Source organism: Mesorhizobium sp. CO1-1-7, assembly GCF_020164885.1.
Classification (GTDB): Bacteria; Pseudomonadota; Alphaproteobacteria; order Rhizobiales; family Rhizobiaceae; genus Mesorhizobium; species Mesorhizobium australicum.
Window position 1 is genome coordinate 151,985 of the sequence record NZ_JAIUHA010000011.1, and the last position, 18,880, is coordinate 170,864.

The window sequence follows — 18,880 nt, forward strand, 5'->3', positions numbered from 1 at the left end:
TGGTAGCCACCGATTGAAATCATTTGCGCGCGATTCACCGAGCCGCCTTCGGAACGTAACCCAGTTCGTCTTGACAGGAGATTGACCGTGACCTCGGGAGGTTCGAACAAATATGTGGGTCGTAACCCGCCGGGCATAAGGCCCTTGTAGAAGCGGACATCGCGGAACACCAACTGAAAATGATGAAATGACTTGGCTAATGCGGCGGCGGTCATACTCAGCGACCCCTCGCTCGTCGACGTGACTCTCCTCGCGCCTAGGGCGCCGATCCGTTCGAGCGGAAGTCTTCGAGCCACTTTCGGAAGTATGCGCGACACGAGGCGGCATACGGGTTCATCCAATGGAGGTAGTCCCGGACGATTTGGTTCAGCGCTAGTCTTCCATTCTCCTTGAGCCTGTCCTTTTTTGCCTGGTGATCCTCGTCGTCCGCTAGGCTGTAGAGTAATTCGACGTTGTCGATCGCGCTTTTCATCCGCTCGATCATCCGCTTTCTCGAATATGCAAGCCGTGGCCTGTTCAGTCCGTAGATTTCGATCGAAGCACGGCCCCTTGGGTCCTCCGCCCCGAGCGCACCGATGGTCGGCTCGACGACGCTCTCGCTGCGTCCCGACGGCGACTGCTTGTAGACGTGGTTCAGATGCGCGGCGGGGTCTTCGGCGGCGGGATCGATTAACAGGGGTTCTTCAGTGGCGACAGCGGCCGGTGTGGTCGCCGGCATCGCACCTCCCTTCAACGGGAACAGGTTTTCCTTGCCATATTTATAGTGCGAACCGTCCAATTGGTGCCATCGCCCTCGGTTGCAGTCGATACAAGATGGCAGGAGATTCGCCCATGTCGACGCGAGCCACCAATAGCCTGGAAATAGCAGGTTACCAGCCGGTCCGACTACGCGTCCCTTTGGGCGAAAATGCTCTACATCGACAGGCATCCCTGGGCCGAAGTCTGTTTCACAGTATGCGCACTTGTAATTGAACAGCTCGTTGAGACGGTGCTTCACCTCGTCGTTGCCATATGCGCTGAACGTCATGCTCGCGGTCGGCAGAGGTAAAGCGTTGTAGTATTCGTGTGCCGCTTGCCGTTCTGCGGCCGCCGGCGAGCCGACGTCTGCGAGGACGTCCGGCGCGTTCACAAGGTGACGCGGTCGCCTGATCATGTCTCGCGCTTTGTATCTTGCTCGATTGCATCCCTCTCGGCGAGCTCGAAGAGGTTTACGAGTTCGTCGATGGTCTGGACGCTCATCTTTTCGACTCGCGAGCCCTCATGGCGAGAGAGATAGGTGTCGATGATCCTGTACATGAGCCTCTCGCGCGGATTGTCGCCGAGCGGGACTGCCGACGGAAGTGCAGCCTCAGCAGCGACGAGCGCCTGGTCTTCAGCTTCCGAACGGACCGGCCGCGCAAGGAGGGAATAGTACCGGGCCAGCCGGTCGGCAGTAGTGATGTCGAACGTCGTGGTCAGGCCGAACAGGTCGGACGTCAGGATCTGGTCGACGCTCATCCCGTCCAATCCGAGGACAGCAGGTCGCTCGATAGTGGTTCCGTTCTCGCCGCGGTCGAGGATGACTACTTCGCCTTCGATCAACCCGCGCAGCGGAAGTGGGTCGTGGGTTGTCATCAGGAACTGTGCAAGTGGGAATGTCTCACGCAAGGCTTCCACCACTGCCAGCCGCCACGACGGGTGGAGGTGGGCATCGATTTCGTCGATCAGGATGAACGCCTGCGCGGAGGTCATCCCGTTCCACACCTCATACATGACATCCATAATATCGGCCGTGATCGCAACGATGCTCTTGAACCCTGAACTAAGCTCATCGAGCGGTTGGGCTCGTCCATTCTCATCCACGATTAGTCGGTTGCCCGCGCCCAAGCTTGCCTTCGCCCTGCCTCGGAGTACGGCGTTGAGGGCGCGAGTCGCGTCGTTTAGTCGCTCGACATCGGGTTCGCCGTTCGCTCGTCTGAGGTGCTGGCGAAGTCCAAAGGCGCCGTTCACGAGCGCACGCTCCGAGAAGAGGCTCTGGATGCGGAACTCGTACTCGCTGCCGCGATGGGTCAGCTCGCGCCGCGCCGCCATACGGTATGCACCGTATCCAAGCACCATCACAGGCACCTGCGCGTGGCCGTCGAACGCCGGCGACGAGGAGTTGAACGAAACGCGGTTTGTACGCTCTGTTCCCCAGAACTCGACGACGATCTCGCCCTCCTCCTCCCCTTCGGTGAGGCACCAGTTCGGCGTGACGTTGGCATCCAACGCACGTTCCGGACCGAGACAACCGAGTGCGGCGGCCTGCAGCACGGACGTCTTTCCAACACCGTTGTCGCCGAGCACTACCACCGACCCGGCCGCTTTGACCTGCTCCTTGCCGCGCGGAGGAAACTCGAGGACGGCTTGGACAAGGCCTCGAAAATGCCTGACCGATACGCGGCGCACGTAGCGGCGCCGTCGGCGTCCTTCATCAGGCCGCCATCCATCGTCGATCAAGTCTGGGTCTTCAGGGCTGAAGGCGTTGGTGATTAGGTTGCCGAGAGTCCGCCTGTTCGTCGGCCGCCGCCGCATCCTCGCGCGTGCCAAGTAAGGCGGAAACCGTTCGAGGAGAGCGAGCCAGGCAGCACCGGAGTACGGGGCACGAGGCAGGAGCCTGTCGATCCGCGCCGACATAGGTTGGCGTGGCGATAGAAAGACCCGTAGCACCCCGCTACGCGCCTCGATAAGGGTCGGCCGGTTTAGGTCGAGGATGTCGATCGTCATCTCCCCACGCGACGTCTTGCCGATTAGGTTGCCCCGGTGATCGATGGAGAAGTGGTCTGCGGGAAGATCGGCACACGGGTCAATCAAGGTCTCGCGTTCGATGTTGCGGAGTTGTGCGACGGAGCGTCGGATGGGTCCGCGGGGGTCCGCGGGGAAGCGGTTGCGCTTCTCCCGCAAACAGTCCGGACATGCAAGATAGAGGTTCGCCCAGTCGAGCGCGAGCCAACAGTAGTGCTGGTAGTGCACCTCCCCATCGCCACCTTCCGCACCCTGCTGTGGTCGGAAATGGTCGATCTCGCCCCCCGTGGTCACTGGCGTCTCGCAGTATGCGCAGGCTCCTTCAAACAGGCGATCAAGCGAGCGACGAAGTTCTCGGTCTTCCAGCACCTCGAACGGCAGCTTGGGCGGTCGCTCGCCTCGATTTCCCTGACTGAGATATCGATCTACCCGGACACGATAGTCCTGCGCCAAAGTCGATCGCAGGGCGGCAGGACCTGCGACACGGCGTCTGTCGATATAGCGCAATCACCCCTCCCTCTTCTGTCCGACCAATAACGCCCGCTAAAGTCATATCTAATGCGATTGCGCCTCACGGACTGGAGCAAGGCCGTCCCATCGGGGCGGCGGTTCCTGACAGCCGAAAATTGATTGAGCATGCGACACAGCTGTTGGTTAGAGCAGCATCACTGATATGGCGAATTAACTCTTCATCGGATGGCGGTGTGCCGGCACGCAACTCGGGCAACTCGATGACAGCCGCATGCCTGCAGGAAGCAGCATCACCGACCTGAGCCGATATCATTCGCTGCGTCGCATTGGCTAGCTGCCATGTGAGCGGCAGGGACAATGCGGCATTCAGTTTGACGAGGGGAGACGGTGAGGAAAAATCGCCTGTGGTTCCCGCTGTCGAACCGTGCTGGGGGTTTAGAAGCGTCCTGATGCGATGGGTCGCCATGTCGGCCCTCGTGATCCTCGAGGCAAGGAGCGTGCGCACTGGCGAAAGCAGGTCGCCAAATCCCTCGACTGCTCCCGGCCGCAGAACGCCTTCCGACGTGAGCGTGATCAAATGGACTTCGAAAGGGGGCACCTGCCCAATCGTGAGCTTTCCACCTAGCTGCTGAACCTGACGAAGCTCCATGATAAGGTCAAACGCCGTTTCATCGCCGGAGTTGTCAAGATAACCACCGTCGACCAGCCGGAACTCGGTTCTGCTGGTGATGACGCGGGCCGCCGGCATGACCCACGGAAAACGGGCGCTCAGCCCCAGTGCGGTGCTAAGCTTAATGTCCTCGTCTGCACCCAACGCCTCCCATCCGTCATCGACGAGCTCGCCGTTAAAATAGCGCGTGTAGCGCGCTCTCTGATGGAGTGTGCCTGCCTCCAGCGGGCCGTCGATTGACATAAACGGTGCCACCACCACGCGCATACCGTTTTCGACCTGAGTCGTGTTCGCCAAGATTGCCGGCGCAGCACCATCTGGCCTCCAGAAACCCAAATAGGGTGCAGATAGCGGATTTTGGATGGCCGGCAGTACATCGCTCCATGCGCGCTCGAGTCCGGTGTCGAAGACGTCAGCCCTATCGTGGCGCGAAATCAACGCTGGAACTAACGTCGCCGGCAGATCGCTGAAGAGCATCGACGCCATCACTGGTGCGAGGAAATCGCGATCGAGAATCTGGCGCGTGGTTCGCTCGAACATGCCCGGGGCCATCGTACCAACGGCGCATTCGGCCCAGGGCCCGTTGGCGGCAAACGACTTCGCTAGCGCCGCAAAGACGCCCGCGCCGATTGAACCGCCGGAAACCGAACTTATTGCGAAGATGTGCTGGGAGAAGCTTGGGCAGCGATCCTGAACGCGAGCAAGGAATGTGGCGGCAAAGTCTGCGGCGTAGTGCCCGCCGCCTGCCGCGGAGATGATGAATACCGGATATGGACGTCCCGAACTCAGGAAATGATCGCGGTCACCGCGAGCCGAGAGCCAAGCATAGAGCGCTGCGGCAGTCGGTTGAACACCTGCGGCACCCTCGGGACGTCGCACCTTCGACGGAATATGGTTGTCGCTGACGTTCAACCACGAAAGGTAGACAGCGACGATCAGCAGGATGGAGAAAGCGGGAATGTTCCAACGGTCGCGTAACCGAAAAAGGACGCTCAGGAACCCTCCTGTAACCAGCAAAAAGAAGAGCACTATGGCCATGCTGCCCAACAATACAGGGAGTCGGTACGGGGCAAGTGCAAACGCGACCCAACCTACTGAGCCCAAGCCGCATATCGGACCGAGGATCCGAACAAAACGCGGACGGAACGTTCGCCCGACGCACAGGAAAAGGGCTGCGACCAGCGCACCCAGAAATGCCACTAAGAGGGCGGCTAACACGAGGTTCGAGGGAAGGTCGGATATCGAATCGAAGATTGCGGAAAAGGCCCCATCGAGCGCGCCGGCAGGTTGCCCCGCGCCCATGACCTTTGTCCTCGATCCCGCTAGGAAAAGCCCGCTGGCGGCGCCTAGAAATGGTAGCAAAGCGATCACAGCCACCAACGCCGCTCTAAATCGACTGCCAGGTTGCGTGAGGGCCAAACCGAGTAGCGAAAGTCCGACCGCCAGGCTCAGCAGCGCCACAAGGGCGAATATCAACGGACCGACCTGGCCTTGTGTATCCAAAGCAAGAACCCGGTAAATCTCATGAGTCTGCTCGGGAAAAGTCAGGGCCGCGGCAGAAACGGCGGCAACCACTACCGGTGCTCTGGCTTCGCGAACAAGCCTCAGGCGGGTGGTGAGGCCGCCTTTCCATTGTAGAAACTTCGCTCTAAGTTGAGTACCAATTCCGTGCCTCAACTCTCTCCTTCCACTCATCCGCCTATTGTTCACACACGGACCTACTTTATGTCTGGGTTGGAAATTGCCTCGTCGTACTTGTCGATGGCGATCAGTTCGGACAGGTCGATCCAACCACGCATCGCGTCCTGGATGGCGCTGATGCGCTCAAGCTCGCCCTTCCAGTTGGGCGTGATCTTGAACTCATCCTCCGTGAACGGGATAACATCCTGCTTGAGGACGAAGCCGTAGGCACCGGCGGCGCTGCCTTGTTTGTTGACCACGATCTTCCAATAGGCGCGCGGTATCTGCACGCGGATACCGCCGTCGTCGTCACGTCCGTTGAACCAACGATCCTTGGCGCCGAATATTGGACCCGCATAGATCACGACTTTCTCTTTGTCCTTGTCAGGGCCGGTCTGCTTCTGGACCAACACTTCGAGATCGCCCCAGTTATCCTCTCCCTTAGGGGCCTGATTGAAGGCACCGATCTGCGGTGAGCAGTTGGTGACGTGAAAAGTGTCGCCGTTGGCCATCTGGATGTCGTCGAAAGTGTCGCCCCAGCACACATCGTCGCGCCGCACGATGTGGCCCTTGTCGAATGCGCCTGCCTCCGACCCGGGCTTGTAGTAGTCCTTGGTGAAGAAAATGTCGGGGAGCTGGTGTCTGGCAGCGATCCGCGGATCAGTCACCCATTGCTCGTAGATCCTCTTGTCCGGAGGGAACCCGCAGAGCGTGTCCCGGTCAGTCGGCTTTTCGTCGACAGTTTTTGGCCGGTCGCGCCAGTCGACGTTGGACGCGGTAAAGAGCGCTATACGCCGCTCGGCGTGCATCCAGATCGAGAACTTGTTGTACTTCAGCTCGGTCCCACCACCATCGAGAAGCGGTGCCGCGATTGCTTCCCCCTGAGGCGTCAACTTGGGCATGGGGGCGCTCTTGCCCAGAAACTTGCGCTTGAAGCCCTGGCGGCTCGGCAGGTTGTCGAAGATCACCGGAATTTGGAATGTCGCCGCCTCGGTAGAGTCGACGAGCGGCTCGGCCTTGACGGTCGTTTTCTCTGGCGCCGTGACGACAGGCGCGACGTCACTAGGCGCGCCGACCAAACTCACCCTGAGGGCCAGCGGCAGGATAAGCCCGCCCAAACCATCGCTCACCGATCCGGCTGCGGAGACTGCAGGCTTTTGCGTCACTTCCTCGACCAATTTACCTTCCCTCCCATCCGAAATCGGCGCGCTGCTGTTGCCCTTTCTGGCGATCGCAGCGCTAAGCACGTCGCCGCCCGCCATTGCCGCCTCGACGACCGGTCGCCAACTCCCCGGTTGCGCCGCTGCCATCTCGGGTAGAATTGCACAGATGCGGCTGATGCGAATGCCGACGTTGAACTCCCAGACCACATCTGATTCATCGCGATCGTCGACGCTCGCGACATATTCACCGCTCTTGAGCAGGAATTGGCCCGCCTCGTTGCGCTTGATCCGGCCGCCAGAGTGAAGCGCCGCGATCTGAAAGCTGTCGTTGAATACTGGCGCACCTGACGAGCCATGAGCGGTGTCGGCAGTGTAGCGGATGACGAACTCCTCCTGGGACGCCGTGACGACCTTGTTCTCGCGGAGCGCTATTTGCATATAGTCGCCGTCGGGGTGCTGCACGATGGTGACGAACTTGCCCTCATACGTTTTGCCAGTGCCAGGGCTGAGCTTGAGGTAACCGCGCTCGCTCAGCGCAACCCCGTTGGTCGCCGTCGGAGAGAGAGCGACCACCGCAAAGTCGAGCTCCTTATCGTTGACGAAGAAACGGTCGGGTTCCATCGCAAAGGTCACGGTCGGATTGTCCCCGCCGGCTATGTCGTGCCAGTAGCCAAACTGTGCAAGGCCGCCAATCGCCGCTTCCGCGTTTGGAAGCACATGGTGATTGGTCATCAACAGGCCAGGTGCGACAAGGAATCCGGTTGCTTGCTCTCGGCCCCGCTCAGAGTCGATTTGCAACCGGGCAATACAGTTCATGATCAGATTGCAGCGAGGAATGAAGTTGGCATCGACAAGATCGAAATCTTCGATCATCGCCTCCATCTCGATCCGCGTGGGACGCTGTCCTTCGGACGATAAATTGCGGATGGCGACGATGGCTGGATCCGCTGCGGCCAGCTGCGCTCGCGCCGACTTGCTCACGGCAGCGACCGATTGTCGGCTGGAGATAGCCGGCGCACCGCTTTCCCAGCGCGCCTCCTTGACCTCGCGGATTTTCACAATACCCCCTTCAAAAAAATACTTGCGCCGCCAAGTATTCAATGTCGCAGCTGTTGCTGTAACAAACAAGCGGCAGATTCTACAAAAGGTTGTCGGCTCACCTGACATTGTAGGCAGTCAATGAGCGCCAGAAGACGGACCGCCACTGCCGAGGCATCGCCACCAACTGTTTGTGGACTCACCAGCTTTGCCCAGTCGGGCCTCTGTCGCAGTGAATATTGAGTCAGTCGATGAACAGTCTGGTTTATGCCATCACTTGGTCGAGGCCGGATCATCCCTGCAGCATCGAGTGCAATATCGCCTGCATTTGCCCTTCCAGATCGAGCTCTCCCCGTGCCTCAACAGTCAACAGGTACCCATCCTTGGCCCGGCGATCGCGTCGGCTAGTAGCAGGATAGGAACAGATGCCAGCAATGCTTGCTCTTCAATTCGGTCTGCCCGTTGGCGGTCGTGCCACCTGCTGCCCACTTGATGAACGACCGCATGGAGTGCGTTGCAGCATTGCGGACCTCACCATATCCAACCCGCGTCCCTTTTACGAATCGAAGGAAGGAGCATATTTGGCCGAGGAATTCATACAGCTTGGCGGCCTTCAGGGGTCTGCCATCCAAGGATCGAAGCAGCGCCCGATGTGAAATCGTGGGTACCAGCGGAAGCCGGACACCCCCGCCGCCCAAGGCCAGGAAGTGGTCGAATGGCTGAACGGTTACCGCGAGATTGCCGAATTCCAGTGCGATGCCGACCTTCTTTGGATGGATTGCCGGACCGCATGAAGTGACGGCTTCCACCAATCCCTTGGATTTCCCGGCGAGATCCAGAGGCGAGTCCTCACCGGTCGGAAAACAGGCGGCGTTTGAGCCGTTCTGCCGAGGTCATTTCGGCTTCCTCGTCAACATCTTCCTCATCGGCGGCGACTGCGTCCCGCGACAACATGATCAGCGCGTAACCTTGCCGTTGCAGAAGAATCTGCTCATAGAGCGGCGCGGGTTGGCGACCCCTTTCGACAGGGAGCCACACGCCGGCGTCAGTCTCGTCGATCTCACTGGGCACGCCCATCTCATGCTTCCGGCGATGCAGCAGCGAGTGTGCGGGAACCATGGCCCCGGTCGGGATTGCAAGTCGGGGAAACTTGAGCGAGTCGCGATAGTCGCGCAACAACTTGCCGTTCTGCGTCACGACGAGGGCGACAGGTTCTTCGCGAAATCTGACGTATGCGCGGCCGGCCGCCTCCTTGCTGACGTCGTACTTCTTGGCGATGGACGACAGTTGGCGGATGTCAGGGTCTTTGCCGACCGCGACATCCATCCGGAACTTCGGGGGCGGCATCAGGAGCTGCGAGGCAAAGCGATTGGCCTCTACTTCCATTTTCAGGCGCCGGTCCGACTCCCCGCCCTTCAGCTCGCGCATGTCCTGCAACTTACACAGGAAGCGGCCTTCCGCCGAGGGTACGTGCGACGGGATGAGAAAATGCCCAAGCTCGTGGGCGATGGTGAAGCGCCGCCGCTCCCGTGGGCTTGCCTCGTTGAAAAGAATCGATCCGTTGAACTTGTCGGGCGTGGTGATGAGCCCGCCTTCATAGCTATGCGTCGTGAGTGGCACGATTTCGTGAATGTCCAGTCTCAGGCACAATTCCTCGATCGGCACCGGAATCGGCAGCTGCGGCTCGAGCTTCAGGATCTCGAGAACGAGGCGCTCGGGGCTGCCCGCGTCGGCAAGGTCCATCCGCGTGATCTTCATGATTTTCGGCTGGCTTTCAGCCGCTCGGCAATGAGCGCTATGGTCTCGCGATCCTCAGGCTCCAGTTCGCTTAGGTTGCGATAAAGGGCAATCAGGTCAGGCTCTTCCTCTGCGCCCGTCGGATCTTCACCCACCAATTCAGCCACGCCAATCTTGTAATAGTCGGCAAGGCCCTTCAGCAGGACCAGCGACGGGTTCTTGCTGGCGCCGCGTTCGAGGTCCCAGATATGCGCCTTGGAGGCCCCCACCGCATCAGCGACCTCCTGCAAGGATTTCGCCTTCCTCAGGCGCAGCTGCTTCAATTTGACGGCCAATTCTACCATTCAGTCCTTCTCCACGAGTCATATCGGCGCGCACGCTTGCGCGGCACGCCGTCTGATAAGGCATTACAACATCATACCGTGGGCATTGACGCAAGCCTCACCGTACGATATAGTTGTACGAGTTTGTAGCAAACAGGTTTTAACGGAGACTTTCATGGGCAAAAATCAGCATGTGGTACCTCGTGACGGACAATGGGCGGTGCTCGGCGCCGGCAACAGCCGTGCAACTTCCCTTCACCCCACCCAGGCCGACGCCATCTCTTCGGCCCGGGCCATCGCGATCAATCAATACAGCGAAGTCGTGATCCACCGCCCCAATGGCCAGATCCGCGACTCCAACTCGTACGGCAACGACCCCTACCCTCCCAAGGGCTAACAGAAGGAAACACACAATGACTGACGCCGCCGACAAGAAGGACGATCACGACAAGACCATCACCATCGTGGTGAACGGAACCGCGCACGAGGTGCCGAAGAACGACGACCTGACCTACGCGGAAGTAGTGACGTATTTCGACCCGACCTACCCGCAGCATCCGCAGACGATCTATTCTGTGACCTACACCCGCGGCGACAAGCCCAAGGAAGGCACTTTGGCGCCCGGCGGGTCGGTCAAGGCGAAGAACGAGATGGAGTTCCATGTTATTCCAACTAGCGAGTCATAATGCCGACATCCAAAAGCTGATCGACCGGGGCTACGCGCTCCGGCTCGACAGCGATTACCTTGTCGTAAGGGACATCCCGTACCTCGACGTCGAGGGCAGCCTGTGCTGGGGCGCGATTGTGACCGTGCTCAAGGACATCGATGGCAAGCGGGTTGAACCCGTCGATCATCAGGTGTTTTTCGCCGGCGGCGTGCCGCACGGCCTTGACGGCAAGCCGATACCTTCTCTGGGCGGCGGCGCCGCAAGCGTGACGTTAGCCAAGGCCGATGTGGTGGTGCAGCGGTCCTTTTCCAACAAGCCGCCAGGCGGGCTGCCCGACTTCTTCGTCAAGATCGAGCACTACCTGTCAATCCTCTCGGGGCCAGCTATTCACAAATACCCTGAGGCCAACCCCTTCACGTTCAACGTCGACGAGGATGCCGGCCCCGAAAGTGTTTTCCATTTTCGCGACACCCTGACCAGCCGTGCGCTGATCGGCGACCTTGCCGCGAAGTTCGCCCGTGAAGTGGTCGCCGTCATTGGACTGGGCGGCACCGGCGCTTATGTGCTGGACTTCCTCGTGAAGACCAATGTGCTTGAAATCAGGGGCTTCGATCCAAAGCCCTTTCACGTTCACAATGCGTTCCGCTCACCCGGGCGGCTGCTGCAGGACGAGCTCGACAAGCCGAAGGCGCAGGTCTACCGGCAGCGCTACGAGAACTTCCGCAAGGGGCTGCATTTCGAGGTCAAAGCCATCGACGGCGACTGCGAGGCGGACTTCGCAGGCGTAACCTTCGCGTTCGTCTGCGTCGACAAGGGTACCGCACGGGCGGAAATCTTCGACCTCCTCATGCGTCTGGGCATTCCCTTCATCGATGTCGGAATGGGGCTGGTCCGCCAAAACGGCGCACTCGCCGGCATGGTCCGCACGACCACGTTCCTGCCTGAAAACGCCGCCGAAGTCCGCGGCAAGGGGCTGGTGCCCCTCACCGACCCGCCGGGCGACGAGTATCGGCTCAACATCCAGATCGCCGAACTCAACGCCCTCAACGCAAGCATCGCCATGTTGCGCTACAAGCAGCACTGCGGATTTTACGCGCACGCGCTGCCGGCCTATCAATTGCTGATGAACACCGTCATGCCACACCTGTTTGCGGAGCCCCTCGAGTGACGGAACTCCGCCTCGAGAAGGTCCGCTACGTTCCCGGGGAGCCGGAGGCCGGTGTTTTGTACGTCTCCGACGAGTACAAGATCGCCGTGCACCTGTGCGCCTGCGGTTGCGGCAGCAAGGTCCCGATTCCCCTCGGGCCGGCCGGGTGGAGTGTCAGGGAGCGCGATGGAAAGCCTACCGTCTGGCCGTCAATCGGCAACGGACAGCTGCCCTGCCGGTCTCATTACATCATCACTGACGGAAAGATTCATTGGGCGCCTTCCATGAGCGCTGCCCAGGCCGTGACCGCCTTGCAATACGACCACCGTAGGCGCGAAGCCTACTATCGGACGCCGAGGTGGTGGATACGGGTATGGAAGACGGTTCTCGGATGGATTGGCCTCGGCTAGCCGTTGCCATCAGGGCACGCAGATATCTATGACCTAAAGCGGTTCGCGGCTGCGGTGAATGCTGCAAGGCTTGTGCCGATCCGCACTTTCTTTCCGGAGCGCTTCAAGGAGCTGTTCCAGAACGTCGCCCGTACCGAAGATGGGATTTGGCAGGAGGTTTGATGGCAAAGGGTCCGGGCGTCCTTGTGCGAGGTTTGAGCGAAAAGAAAATCGAATCCTTGTGGGCTTTGACGATGCGGCCGGAAGGGCATTGGTGGCAGGACCTTCCGCGATCCTGGGCGCCGTCGGGAGCGCCGCTGGAGGGGCACCGACAGCTTGGAGGGGCACCGACAGCTGCGACTGGCGGTCCGCGACGAATACCTCAACTTCTATCATTGCGGACAATCAGTCGCCAGAGTGTCCCTAGACAGGATGGCACGGCCCAGGCTGGAGGTGCACCAAGTACGTTTTCGACGACGTGCCCGGCCAAGCGTACATGACCTGTCCGACGGGACCGTCCGCTACAGATCGGGAAACAATAGCGAAGTCCCGTACCAAGGGCTTCAGACCATAGCGGCCTGGATCAGGCGAGCGGATAAATATTCCGGTTATGAAAAGTCCGGCATGGAATGCGTCGTCGCGGCAAACGACGTCGTCATAGATCTCGAGATGGGAATTCCTTGGTGGCCGGAACAGTCGACGGGCGCGGGCACACCGGAACGGACAGGCAAATACGCTCCACGCATGGACATGGTAGCATTGGAGGATGGCCCTGGCGGACGCATCGATATCGTTTTCTGGGAGGCGAAAACTCTGGGCGACAGCAGGCTGCGCAGCAGGAGCAATCCAGAGGTCATCCGGCAGCTGCAGGTTTACAACAAGTACCTCAGCCGCCCCCGCCTACCGGGACGCGGCTTCCGCAGCCTATGTCGAGACGTGCAAGCTTTTGGAGACCATCCAACAGATGGCTGCGGGGCTTCGCAGAGAAACAGCGCTCCCGCGGCTCGGCAACATTGTGTCCCGGATTGCGGCGGGAGCCGAAATTCCTGTAGTCGATCCGATGCCGAGGCTGTTGATATTCCCCTCCGAGTTGGAAGCGGGAAAATTCGAGCGGCAGGTATCAACCTGGAGCAGCCACCTTGCGAGACTCCGGAGCGCGTTCCCGGTCTACTGCGTCGACGACCCGAAAACTGCCGCCCTGGTTCGTCATACTCTTTAGCCCGCTGGGCCGACCTTGTTGGCATCGCTGTCCTCGTGGAAGGCGATCGAGGAATTCGATGGAGGTTTTCGCGTTGCCGAGAGCGTCCCTATGGCTTCGGCCCAATTGAATACGCGCCTTAGACCTTGCGGCCTCAACTGGAACATCCGCTTCGGGCTCGGGCACCGCAAGCGACGGGTGTTCAAGTCGTCTCCTAGCGCGGTCTCATGGGCAGATTTACGTCCACGGTCTTCGCTGCACCCGGATAGATAATCTCCGCTGACCTCACCCATTTTCCGAGTTCACCAATATAATGATTGATCGATGGGCTGGATCTTAACGCCTCAATCGTCGCGAGAAGCTCAAGGTAGACGTGGTTCAATTGAACTTTCTCCCTTCGAGAGCTCTCAATGGTGATCGACATGTGCGACCAGGCTCGATCAATTGCCTGTTCGCTTGCGTGCTTCCGACGATCTGAGACGTGAGCGGCCTTCTTGTCCGCTACGTATTTAATGACTTCTCGCCTTCGCACCGGTGTCCCCAAAACCGCAATCGCGAGGCCTTCCAGATACTCGGAAAGAGAGACATCGGCATTGTCGCGATAGCTCCAGATGGCTCCAGCCAACGGTGGCACCCCCTTCACGGAGAACTCAGCGGCCACACCTTCAAGGCGGTCCCCGGCCCAAGGATAGTTGCCGCACGTCACCAGCACGGCAGGATGGATCGGATTGAAATCCAGCATCCGCGCGCGAACTCTCAACTCAGTGCTCGGCGGCAACAGGCGCCCCATATTGAACAAGTCCTTCTCGGACAGCAGGCGTCGCAAAATAGTGCTTCGCGCCCGGATTTCGGCAGGCACCTCCGCCAGGTTTTCCGTCATCTCTTTGGTGACGAACCGAAAATCTTCCACCGTGATCCGCGCCAGATCGAAGTCTGCTTCCGAGAGGACGCGGTCCGGGGATTTCAGCCGAAACTGCGGCTTCAGCAAATACGAGAACAATGGGGTGGCGGAATTGTTCATCACGGGTCATTCGATTCCGGCGTTTGTTACGAGAGAGAGAGGGCAGTGACCAGAGTGGTGTCGTGGCGAGTTTTATCGAACCAGCCCTCCAGGTTGGCGACGGCTAGTCTACAGGCTCGGCCCATTGTGCAAGGGCAAACATGGTGGCGAACAGGATCGTCATCGTTGCCGCGACGATGCAGCCTACGCCGGTGAGATCCCACACAGGCACGACCAACTCTTGGAGCACGCGCGACCTTGGATGGTTTAGGTAGACGGAGCAACCTATAGCAAAAATACCAAGGATCACCGTTATCAGCAGCAACTTCAACGCAGTGGTCATTAGCCTGTCGGCGGCCCTTGTTCGGAACAACAGTGCGCAGGCGATGGCCAGGAAGGATGCGATGGCAATGCCGGTCTGCTCTGCGTGTCCAGCATATTGAGGTCGCAGGATCGATGTGCCCGTGAACACATCAAACCACGCTGTGACAAATGAGATGATCAAACTAGGCGTGACACTGGCGAGCGTTCCGAGAAAACCCGAGATCTTCATTTTTTGGGTTCGCCGAACAGGGGCATTGGAATCGCCGACAACAGACGGTCCTTTTTGTCACGGAATTCATAATAGGCGGGCACCGGGGCCCAGCTTTTGAAATCGCCGGTCACGTTCCATTCGACCGACCCGTCGGCAGACAGCGGCACGCCATCCTTGTTGGTCGCAAAGAATGCCGGAGCGAAAAACTGCTCCTGCTCGGGGAATCTCGGCACGACCTTCACATCGTCGATATTGCCCTTCGTCCGCCCCGCATACTGTTTCGCGGAGTACGAAAAGAACGTCTTGAAGTGCCTCGTCCCCTCGGTGCGGAGTCCTATCCTCCCCACTAGCTCCAGCATGGAGTCATGGGAATTGTCAGGATCACTGGGAAAGAAGATGCGCACTTCGTCCGTCCAGCCTTTTGGGGGGAGCTCGCCATCCGAAGAGCTTACCTGCTTGGCCGTTGCGCCATGCCTGCAGAAATCGCCTTCGTCGTTGCGCTCATCGTCGCGCGCTGTCCCCATGAACTGCGCAGGCGTGCGCTCGCCGCTGTGGCCGTACTCGATACAGCCGTTGATCGGCCTGGGATTCAGGTCGTCGCTCATCCGCGGTGTCTTGGCCTCTTCCGTCGCTGGAACGTACGACTGGAAAGGGCCTGCTATGAACCACGTCACCATCAGGTCGCTATTCGGGTCGAGGTTGGAGACGCAGGACACATAGCGCCGCATGTTGTCCACCGTCTCGACCCAGGAACTGGTAAGAAAGTTGAAGTTGCCTACATGGTGAGGCTGTGGGGCATCACCATCCTTGCAATCCTTTGCCTGAGTAGCCGGAGCCGGAAAAATACCCGAAGCCAAGACCAAAGCCAGTATAGAAAGCCGCGAGCAGTACATTTGTCTTCCCCCTACCTGGCGGATTAATGTGCCAGAACGTCCGAAAACTGCAATCTTGCTTGACCTTCATCGACAAGCGGACGCGTGCCGCCACCTCCCTTCCGTCACGCGAAGGACCCAGACGGCGTGCGTGGCGCAATCTTCTATCTGACGAGCGGCGAGATCGCGTGGATTGTCCCGCCGTGATGGGATCATCTATTCGTCGAGCGCGGCGCTGGCGCCATCGATATCTGCAAACCCTGGGATGATGTTACCGGCCAGCAGCTTCTCCTTCGACAGCAGCCCGGCGTCCTCGAGCGCCTCGAAATCCGGCAGCTGGCGCAACGTGTCGAGCCCAAACTGCGACAGGAAATTTTTCGTCGTCACATAGGTGTAGGGCGCGCCCGGTTGCGGCGAGCGCGGCCCGGAGGCGATGAGGTCCTGCGCCCGCAGCACGCCGATGAGATCGCGCGACACCTCCTTGCCGAAAAAGCTCGACAGCTCGCCACGCGTGATCGGCTGGAAATAGGCAATGCACATGAGGACAAGCGCCTCCGTCTGCGTCAGCTCTTTTGCACCCTCCGCCGCCGGCGTGCCGAAGGCGACGTGGATGGCGTCGGCAAAGACCTTCTTGGTCCGGTGCTGCCAGCCGCCAGCGACCGCGACCAGTTCGTAAGGGCGGCCGGCGAGCTCGGCGCGGATGTCGTCGATGATCAGCTCGAGATTGCAGTTTCTTCCCACCACCCGCGCGAGGACACTACGTGTCACCGGTTCATTTGCCGCAAAGATCACAGCCTCGACCCGGCCCATCCACTCGCGCCAGCGCAGCTCGGCCGGCAAATGTTCGAGTTCCGTGTCCAGCAACGGCGGCTGATCGTTTGCTTTGCGGCGAGCAGACGCTTCGCTCATCGCTACAGTCCAAACAGCCGGAAGCTGGGGCGGCCGGAGAGCTCGCGCACGACCTCGAGTTGCTGCAGCCGCTCGAATAGGCGTCGAGCCGCAAAACGCGACAGGTTCTTGGTCGTCAGCGAGCCAGAAACAGCATCGTCGTCGAGCAGTCTTTGGATGACATCGCCGGCCCCCTTTGCTCTGAGCTTCGGCGCCAAGGTAATGAGCCGTTCGGCCCGACGGCCAATCTCGGTTGCCAGCCGGCAGGCCTCCGCCGCCGCGTGGGCCAGCGCCACGCAGACCGCCCGCTCAAAGCTTTTTTCCCCGGGGCGGATGCGCTTGCTGCCGGACTCGGCGCGAAAAGGCGGTAGTGCAAAGGCCTGCGTCATCGACAGTGGCAGCGGCCGCGGCCAGCGCAGGCTTTGCGCCAGCACCAGGTCGGCAAGCCACCAGGCAAACAGCTCGGCATCGGGCCGCATGGCGACCGTGTGAGCGGCGATCGCCGCGGCGGCGAATGGCGCCGGCCGCGACGACCGCGCCAGTTTTTCGATCTCCGTGCAGAGCGCCGCAAGCGCGGCGCCGTCCCAGGCGAACCCGAGCATTTCGACAATCTTGGCAAGCCGGTCAGGGGTAGCGACGGGCGGCTGCGCGGAAAACTGCCGCCAGGCACCAAGGATCGCGCCGGCGGGACCGGGATCGGCGCCGGCTCGGCGCAGGTGCCAGGCATCGCGCAACGCGGCTTCGTCCTCGGCGCGGCCAGCCAGCCGCATGCTGGCGGTGGCACATTTCAGCGCCAGCCGCTGACGCCAAGCCCCGGCCCAGGCAGGCTGCGCCCGGGCGAGCATGTCGAGCGTGCCCAAGGCGGCGCCGGCCTGGAAGGCGGCGTAGGCGTCGCTGGGCGCGCCGCCGGCGGCGAGCGCCCAGGCCGGAACGGCGGGCGGCGCGGAGGAGCTGGCGGTCGCGGGATCGAGGCGAATCATGATTTGGAGCGTAAAGCGCTCGTGCGCTTTGTGCCATAATTTTCGCGCCAAAACGCACAGCCTGTCGGCAACATAAAACGAATGATAATGTTGCCTTATCGTTCGTTTTGCTCTCTAAGTGAGAAATGGCTGTTTTCATCGAGCAAAAGCCGAAAAAGCACTCTCAGGAGAGCTCCGGACCGTCCCACAGCACGGCTGCGCACGACGATGCGGGCGCGCGGCTGTCGGTCGAGCCGCAGGACGCGATCGCTGACGACTTGCCCGACATCATCGACGTCGTCCTGGCGATGGGGACAACGCCGGAAGAACCGCCGGCCGAAGCTCCCTCCCCTCTTCCGGACGTCGCCAATCCGCGCCTGCCGGCGCATCTCGAGGCGCTTGCTGGGCGCGCCCGTGACTATGTCGAGGCGGCGAGCTCGGCCAACACTCGCCGCGCCTACGCCGCAGACTGGAAGCACTTTGGCGCCTGGTGCCGCCGGCAATATTTTGACCCGATGCCGCCGGATCCGCAGATGGTCGGGCTCTACATCACGGCGCTGGCTTCTGGGTCTGGAGGGGATAAAAAAACGGTTGCGACGATTGAACGGCGTCTGTCCTCGCTGACCTGGAATTATGCCCAGCGCGGTCAGCCGCTGGACAGAAAAGACCGGCATATCGCCACTGTGCTGGCCGGCATTCGCAACAGCCACGCCAAGCCACCTGTGCAGAAGGAGGCCATTCTCCCCGAAGATCTCATTGCCATGCTGGAGACGCTCGATCGAGGCACGCTGCGCGGCTTGCGCGACCGCGCCATGCTGCTGCTTGGCTTTGCGGGCGGACTTCGCCGCTCGGAGATCGTCGGGCTCGACGTGGCCCGTGACCAGACCGAAGACGGTCGTGGCTGGATCGAATTCTTCCCTGGCAAAGGCGTCCTGGTCACGCTGCGCGGCAAGACCGGTTGGCGCGAAGTTGAGATTGGCCGCGGTTCGGCGGACGCCACCTGCCCTATCGTGGCCCTGGAGGCGTGGCTGAGACTGGCACGAATAGGCTATGGGCCGCTGTTTCGCCGTGTCACCGCCCAAGGCAAGGCGGTCGGCGCCGAGCGGCTCAACGACCAGGAGGTGGCACGGCTGGTCAAGCGCGCGGCACTTGCTGCCGGCGTGCGGGGTGATCTGCCGGAAGGCGAACGCGGCCAAAGGTTTTCGGGACATTCGCTGCGAGCCGGTCTGGCCTCCTCAGCCGAGGTCGACGAGCGCCATGTGCAAAAGCAGCTCGGCCACACCTCGGCTGAAATGACCCGCAAATACCAGCGCCGTCGCGATCGGTTCCGCGTCAATCTCACCAAAGCGAGCGGGTTGTAGCAGGAAAGCGCCCTCCCC

The 18,880-nt window shown here is 60.6% G+C and carries 17 protein-coding genes; 5 read left to right on the top strand and 12 right to left on the bottom strand.

What is annotated here, in order from left to right; genetic code table 11:
• Positions 1-256 precede the first annotated feature (256 nt).
• The 7 genes from LB516_RS24065 to LB516_RS24095 form a co-directional block, all read right to left on the bottom strand.
• Positions 257-1,153 (bottom strand): hypothetical protein, encoded by an 897-nt coding sequence (locus LB516_RS24065; protein WP_224720477.1) that lies wholly within the window; start codon positions 1,151-1,153, stop codon positions 257-259.
• Positions 1,150-3,270: an AAA family ATPase gene (locus tag LB516_RS24070; RefSeq protein ID WP_224720478.1), complete on the bottom strand. Its 2,121-nt coding sequence runs from the start codon at positions 3,268-3,270 to the stop codon at positions 1,150-1,152. Before LB516_RS24070 ends, LB516_RS24065 begins: the two co-directional genes overlap by 4 nt.
• Positions 3,271-3,334: 64 nt before the next feature.
• Entirely contained in the window at positions 3,335-5,599 is a 2,265-nt protein-coding gene (locus LB516_RS24075) for a hypothetical protein (protein ID WP_224720479.1), read from the bottom strand.
• Positions 5,600-5,622: 23 nt separating this feature from the next.
• Positions 5,623-7,875 carry a DNA/RNA non-specific endonuclease gene (locus tag LB516_RS24080; protein WP_224720480.1) on the bottom strand — a complete coding sequence of 751 codons (2,253 nt, stop codon included), beginning with the start codon at positions 7,873-7,875 and terminating at the stop codon, positions 5,623-5,625.
• Between the two features lie 314 nt (positions 7,876-8,189).
• A complete protein-coding gene (locus tag LB516_RS24085; protein ID WP_181174547.1) occupies positions 8,190-8,597 on the bottom strand; it encodes a hypothetical protein in 408 nt (135 codons plus the stop codon).
• Between the two features lie 37 nt (positions 8,598-8,634).
• Complete coding sequence (locus tag LB516_RS24090) at positions 8,635-9,543, bottom strand: ImmA/IrrE family metallo-endopeptidase (RefSeq protein ID WP_224720481.1); 909 nt, start codon at positions 9,541-9,543, stop codon at positions 8,635-8,637.
• Positions 9,540-9,866, bottom strand: coding sequence for a helix-turn-helix domain-containing protein (locus LB516_RS24095; RefSeq protein WP_140663872.1), 327 nt, complete (start codon positions 9,864-9,866; stop codon positions 9,540-9,542). The genes LB516_RS24090 and LB516_RS24095 overlap by 4 nt, the downstream gene beginning before the upstream one ends.
• Positions 9,867-10,020: 154 nt before the next feature.
• On the opposite strand from LB516_RS24095, the gene LB516_RS24100 reads away from it, so the two are divergent.
• From LB516_RS24100 to LB516_RS29185, 4 genes are all read left to right on the top strand, one after another.
• Positions 10,021-10,242: a DUF2188 domain-containing protein gene (locus LB516_RS24100; RefSeq protein ID WP_140663875.1), complete on the top strand. Its 222-nt coding sequence runs from the start codon at positions 10,021-10,023 to the stop codon at positions 10,240-10,242.
• A 16-nt stretch (positions 10,243-10,258) separates the two neighbouring features.
• Positions 10,259-10,531: a multiubiquitin domain-containing protein gene (locus tag LB516_RS24105; RefSeq protein WP_140663878.1), complete on the top strand. Its 273-nt coding sequence runs from the start codon at positions 10,259-10,261 to the stop codon at positions 10,529-10,531.
• Positions 10,506-11,681, top strand: coding sequence for a ThiF family adenylyltransferase (locus LB516_RS24110; RefSeq protein WP_140663880.1), 1,176 nt, complete (start codon positions 10,506-10,508; stop codon positions 11,679-11,681). Before LB516_RS24105 ends, LB516_RS24110 begins: the two co-directional genes overlap by 26 nt.
• 86 nt (positions 11,682-11,767) lie before the next feature.
• Positions 11,768-12,070, top strand: a complete 303-nt coding sequence (locus tag LB516_RS29185; protein WP_411969429.1) for a DUF6527 family protein — start codon at positions 11,768-11,770, stop codon at positions 12,068-12,070.
• Positions 12,071-13,461: 1,391 nt separating this feature from the next.
• On the opposite strand, the gene LB516_RS24120 is transcribed toward LB516_RS29185, so the two are convergent.
• From LB516_RS24120 to LB516_RS24140, 5 genes are all read right to left on the bottom strand, one after another.
• Positions 13,462-14,268, bottom strand: coding sequence for a hypothetical protein (locus tag LB516_RS24120; RefSeq protein WP_140663882.1), 807 nt, complete (start codon positions 14,266-14,268; stop codon positions 13,462-13,464).
• A 103-nt stretch (positions 14,269-14,371) separates the two neighbouring features.
• Complete coding sequence (locus tag LB516_RS24125) at positions 14,372-14,800, bottom strand: hypothetical protein (protein ID WP_140663885.1); 429 nt, start codon at positions 14,798-14,800, stop codon at positions 14,372-14,374.
• Positions 14,797-15,639 (bottom strand): hypothetical protein, encoded by an 843-nt coding sequence (locus tag LB516_RS24130; RefSeq protein ID WP_140663886.1) that lies wholly within the window; start codon positions 15,637-15,639, stop codon positions 14,797-14,799. Before LB516_RS24130 ends, LB516_RS24125 begins: the two co-directional genes overlap by 4 nt.
• 231 nt (positions 15,640-15,870) lie before the next feature.
• Positions 15,871-16,563, bottom strand: a complete 693-nt coding sequence (gene scpB, locus LB516_RS24135) for an SMC-Scp complex subunit ScpB (protein ID WP_140663889.1) — start codon at positions 16,561-16,563, stop codon at positions 15,871-15,873.
• A 2-nt stretch (positions 16,564-16,565) separates the two neighbouring features.
• Positions 16,566-17,522, bottom strand: coding sequence for a DUF1403 family protein (locus LB516_RS24140; RefSeq protein ID WP_224720483.1), 957 nt, complete (start codon positions 17,520-17,522; stop codon positions 16,566-16,568).
• A 125-nt stretch (positions 17,523-17,647) separates the two neighbouring features.
• Here LB516_RS24140 and LB516_RS24145 point away from each other — a divergent pair, with 125 nt between their 5' ends.
• On the top strand, positions 17,648-18,862 hold the full coding sequence (locus LB516_RS24145; RefSeq protein ID WP_140722035.1) for a site-specific integrase: 1,215 nt from the start codon (positions 17,648-17,650) through the stop codon (positions 18,860-18,862).
• Positions 18,863-18,880: the final 18 nt, after the last annotated feature.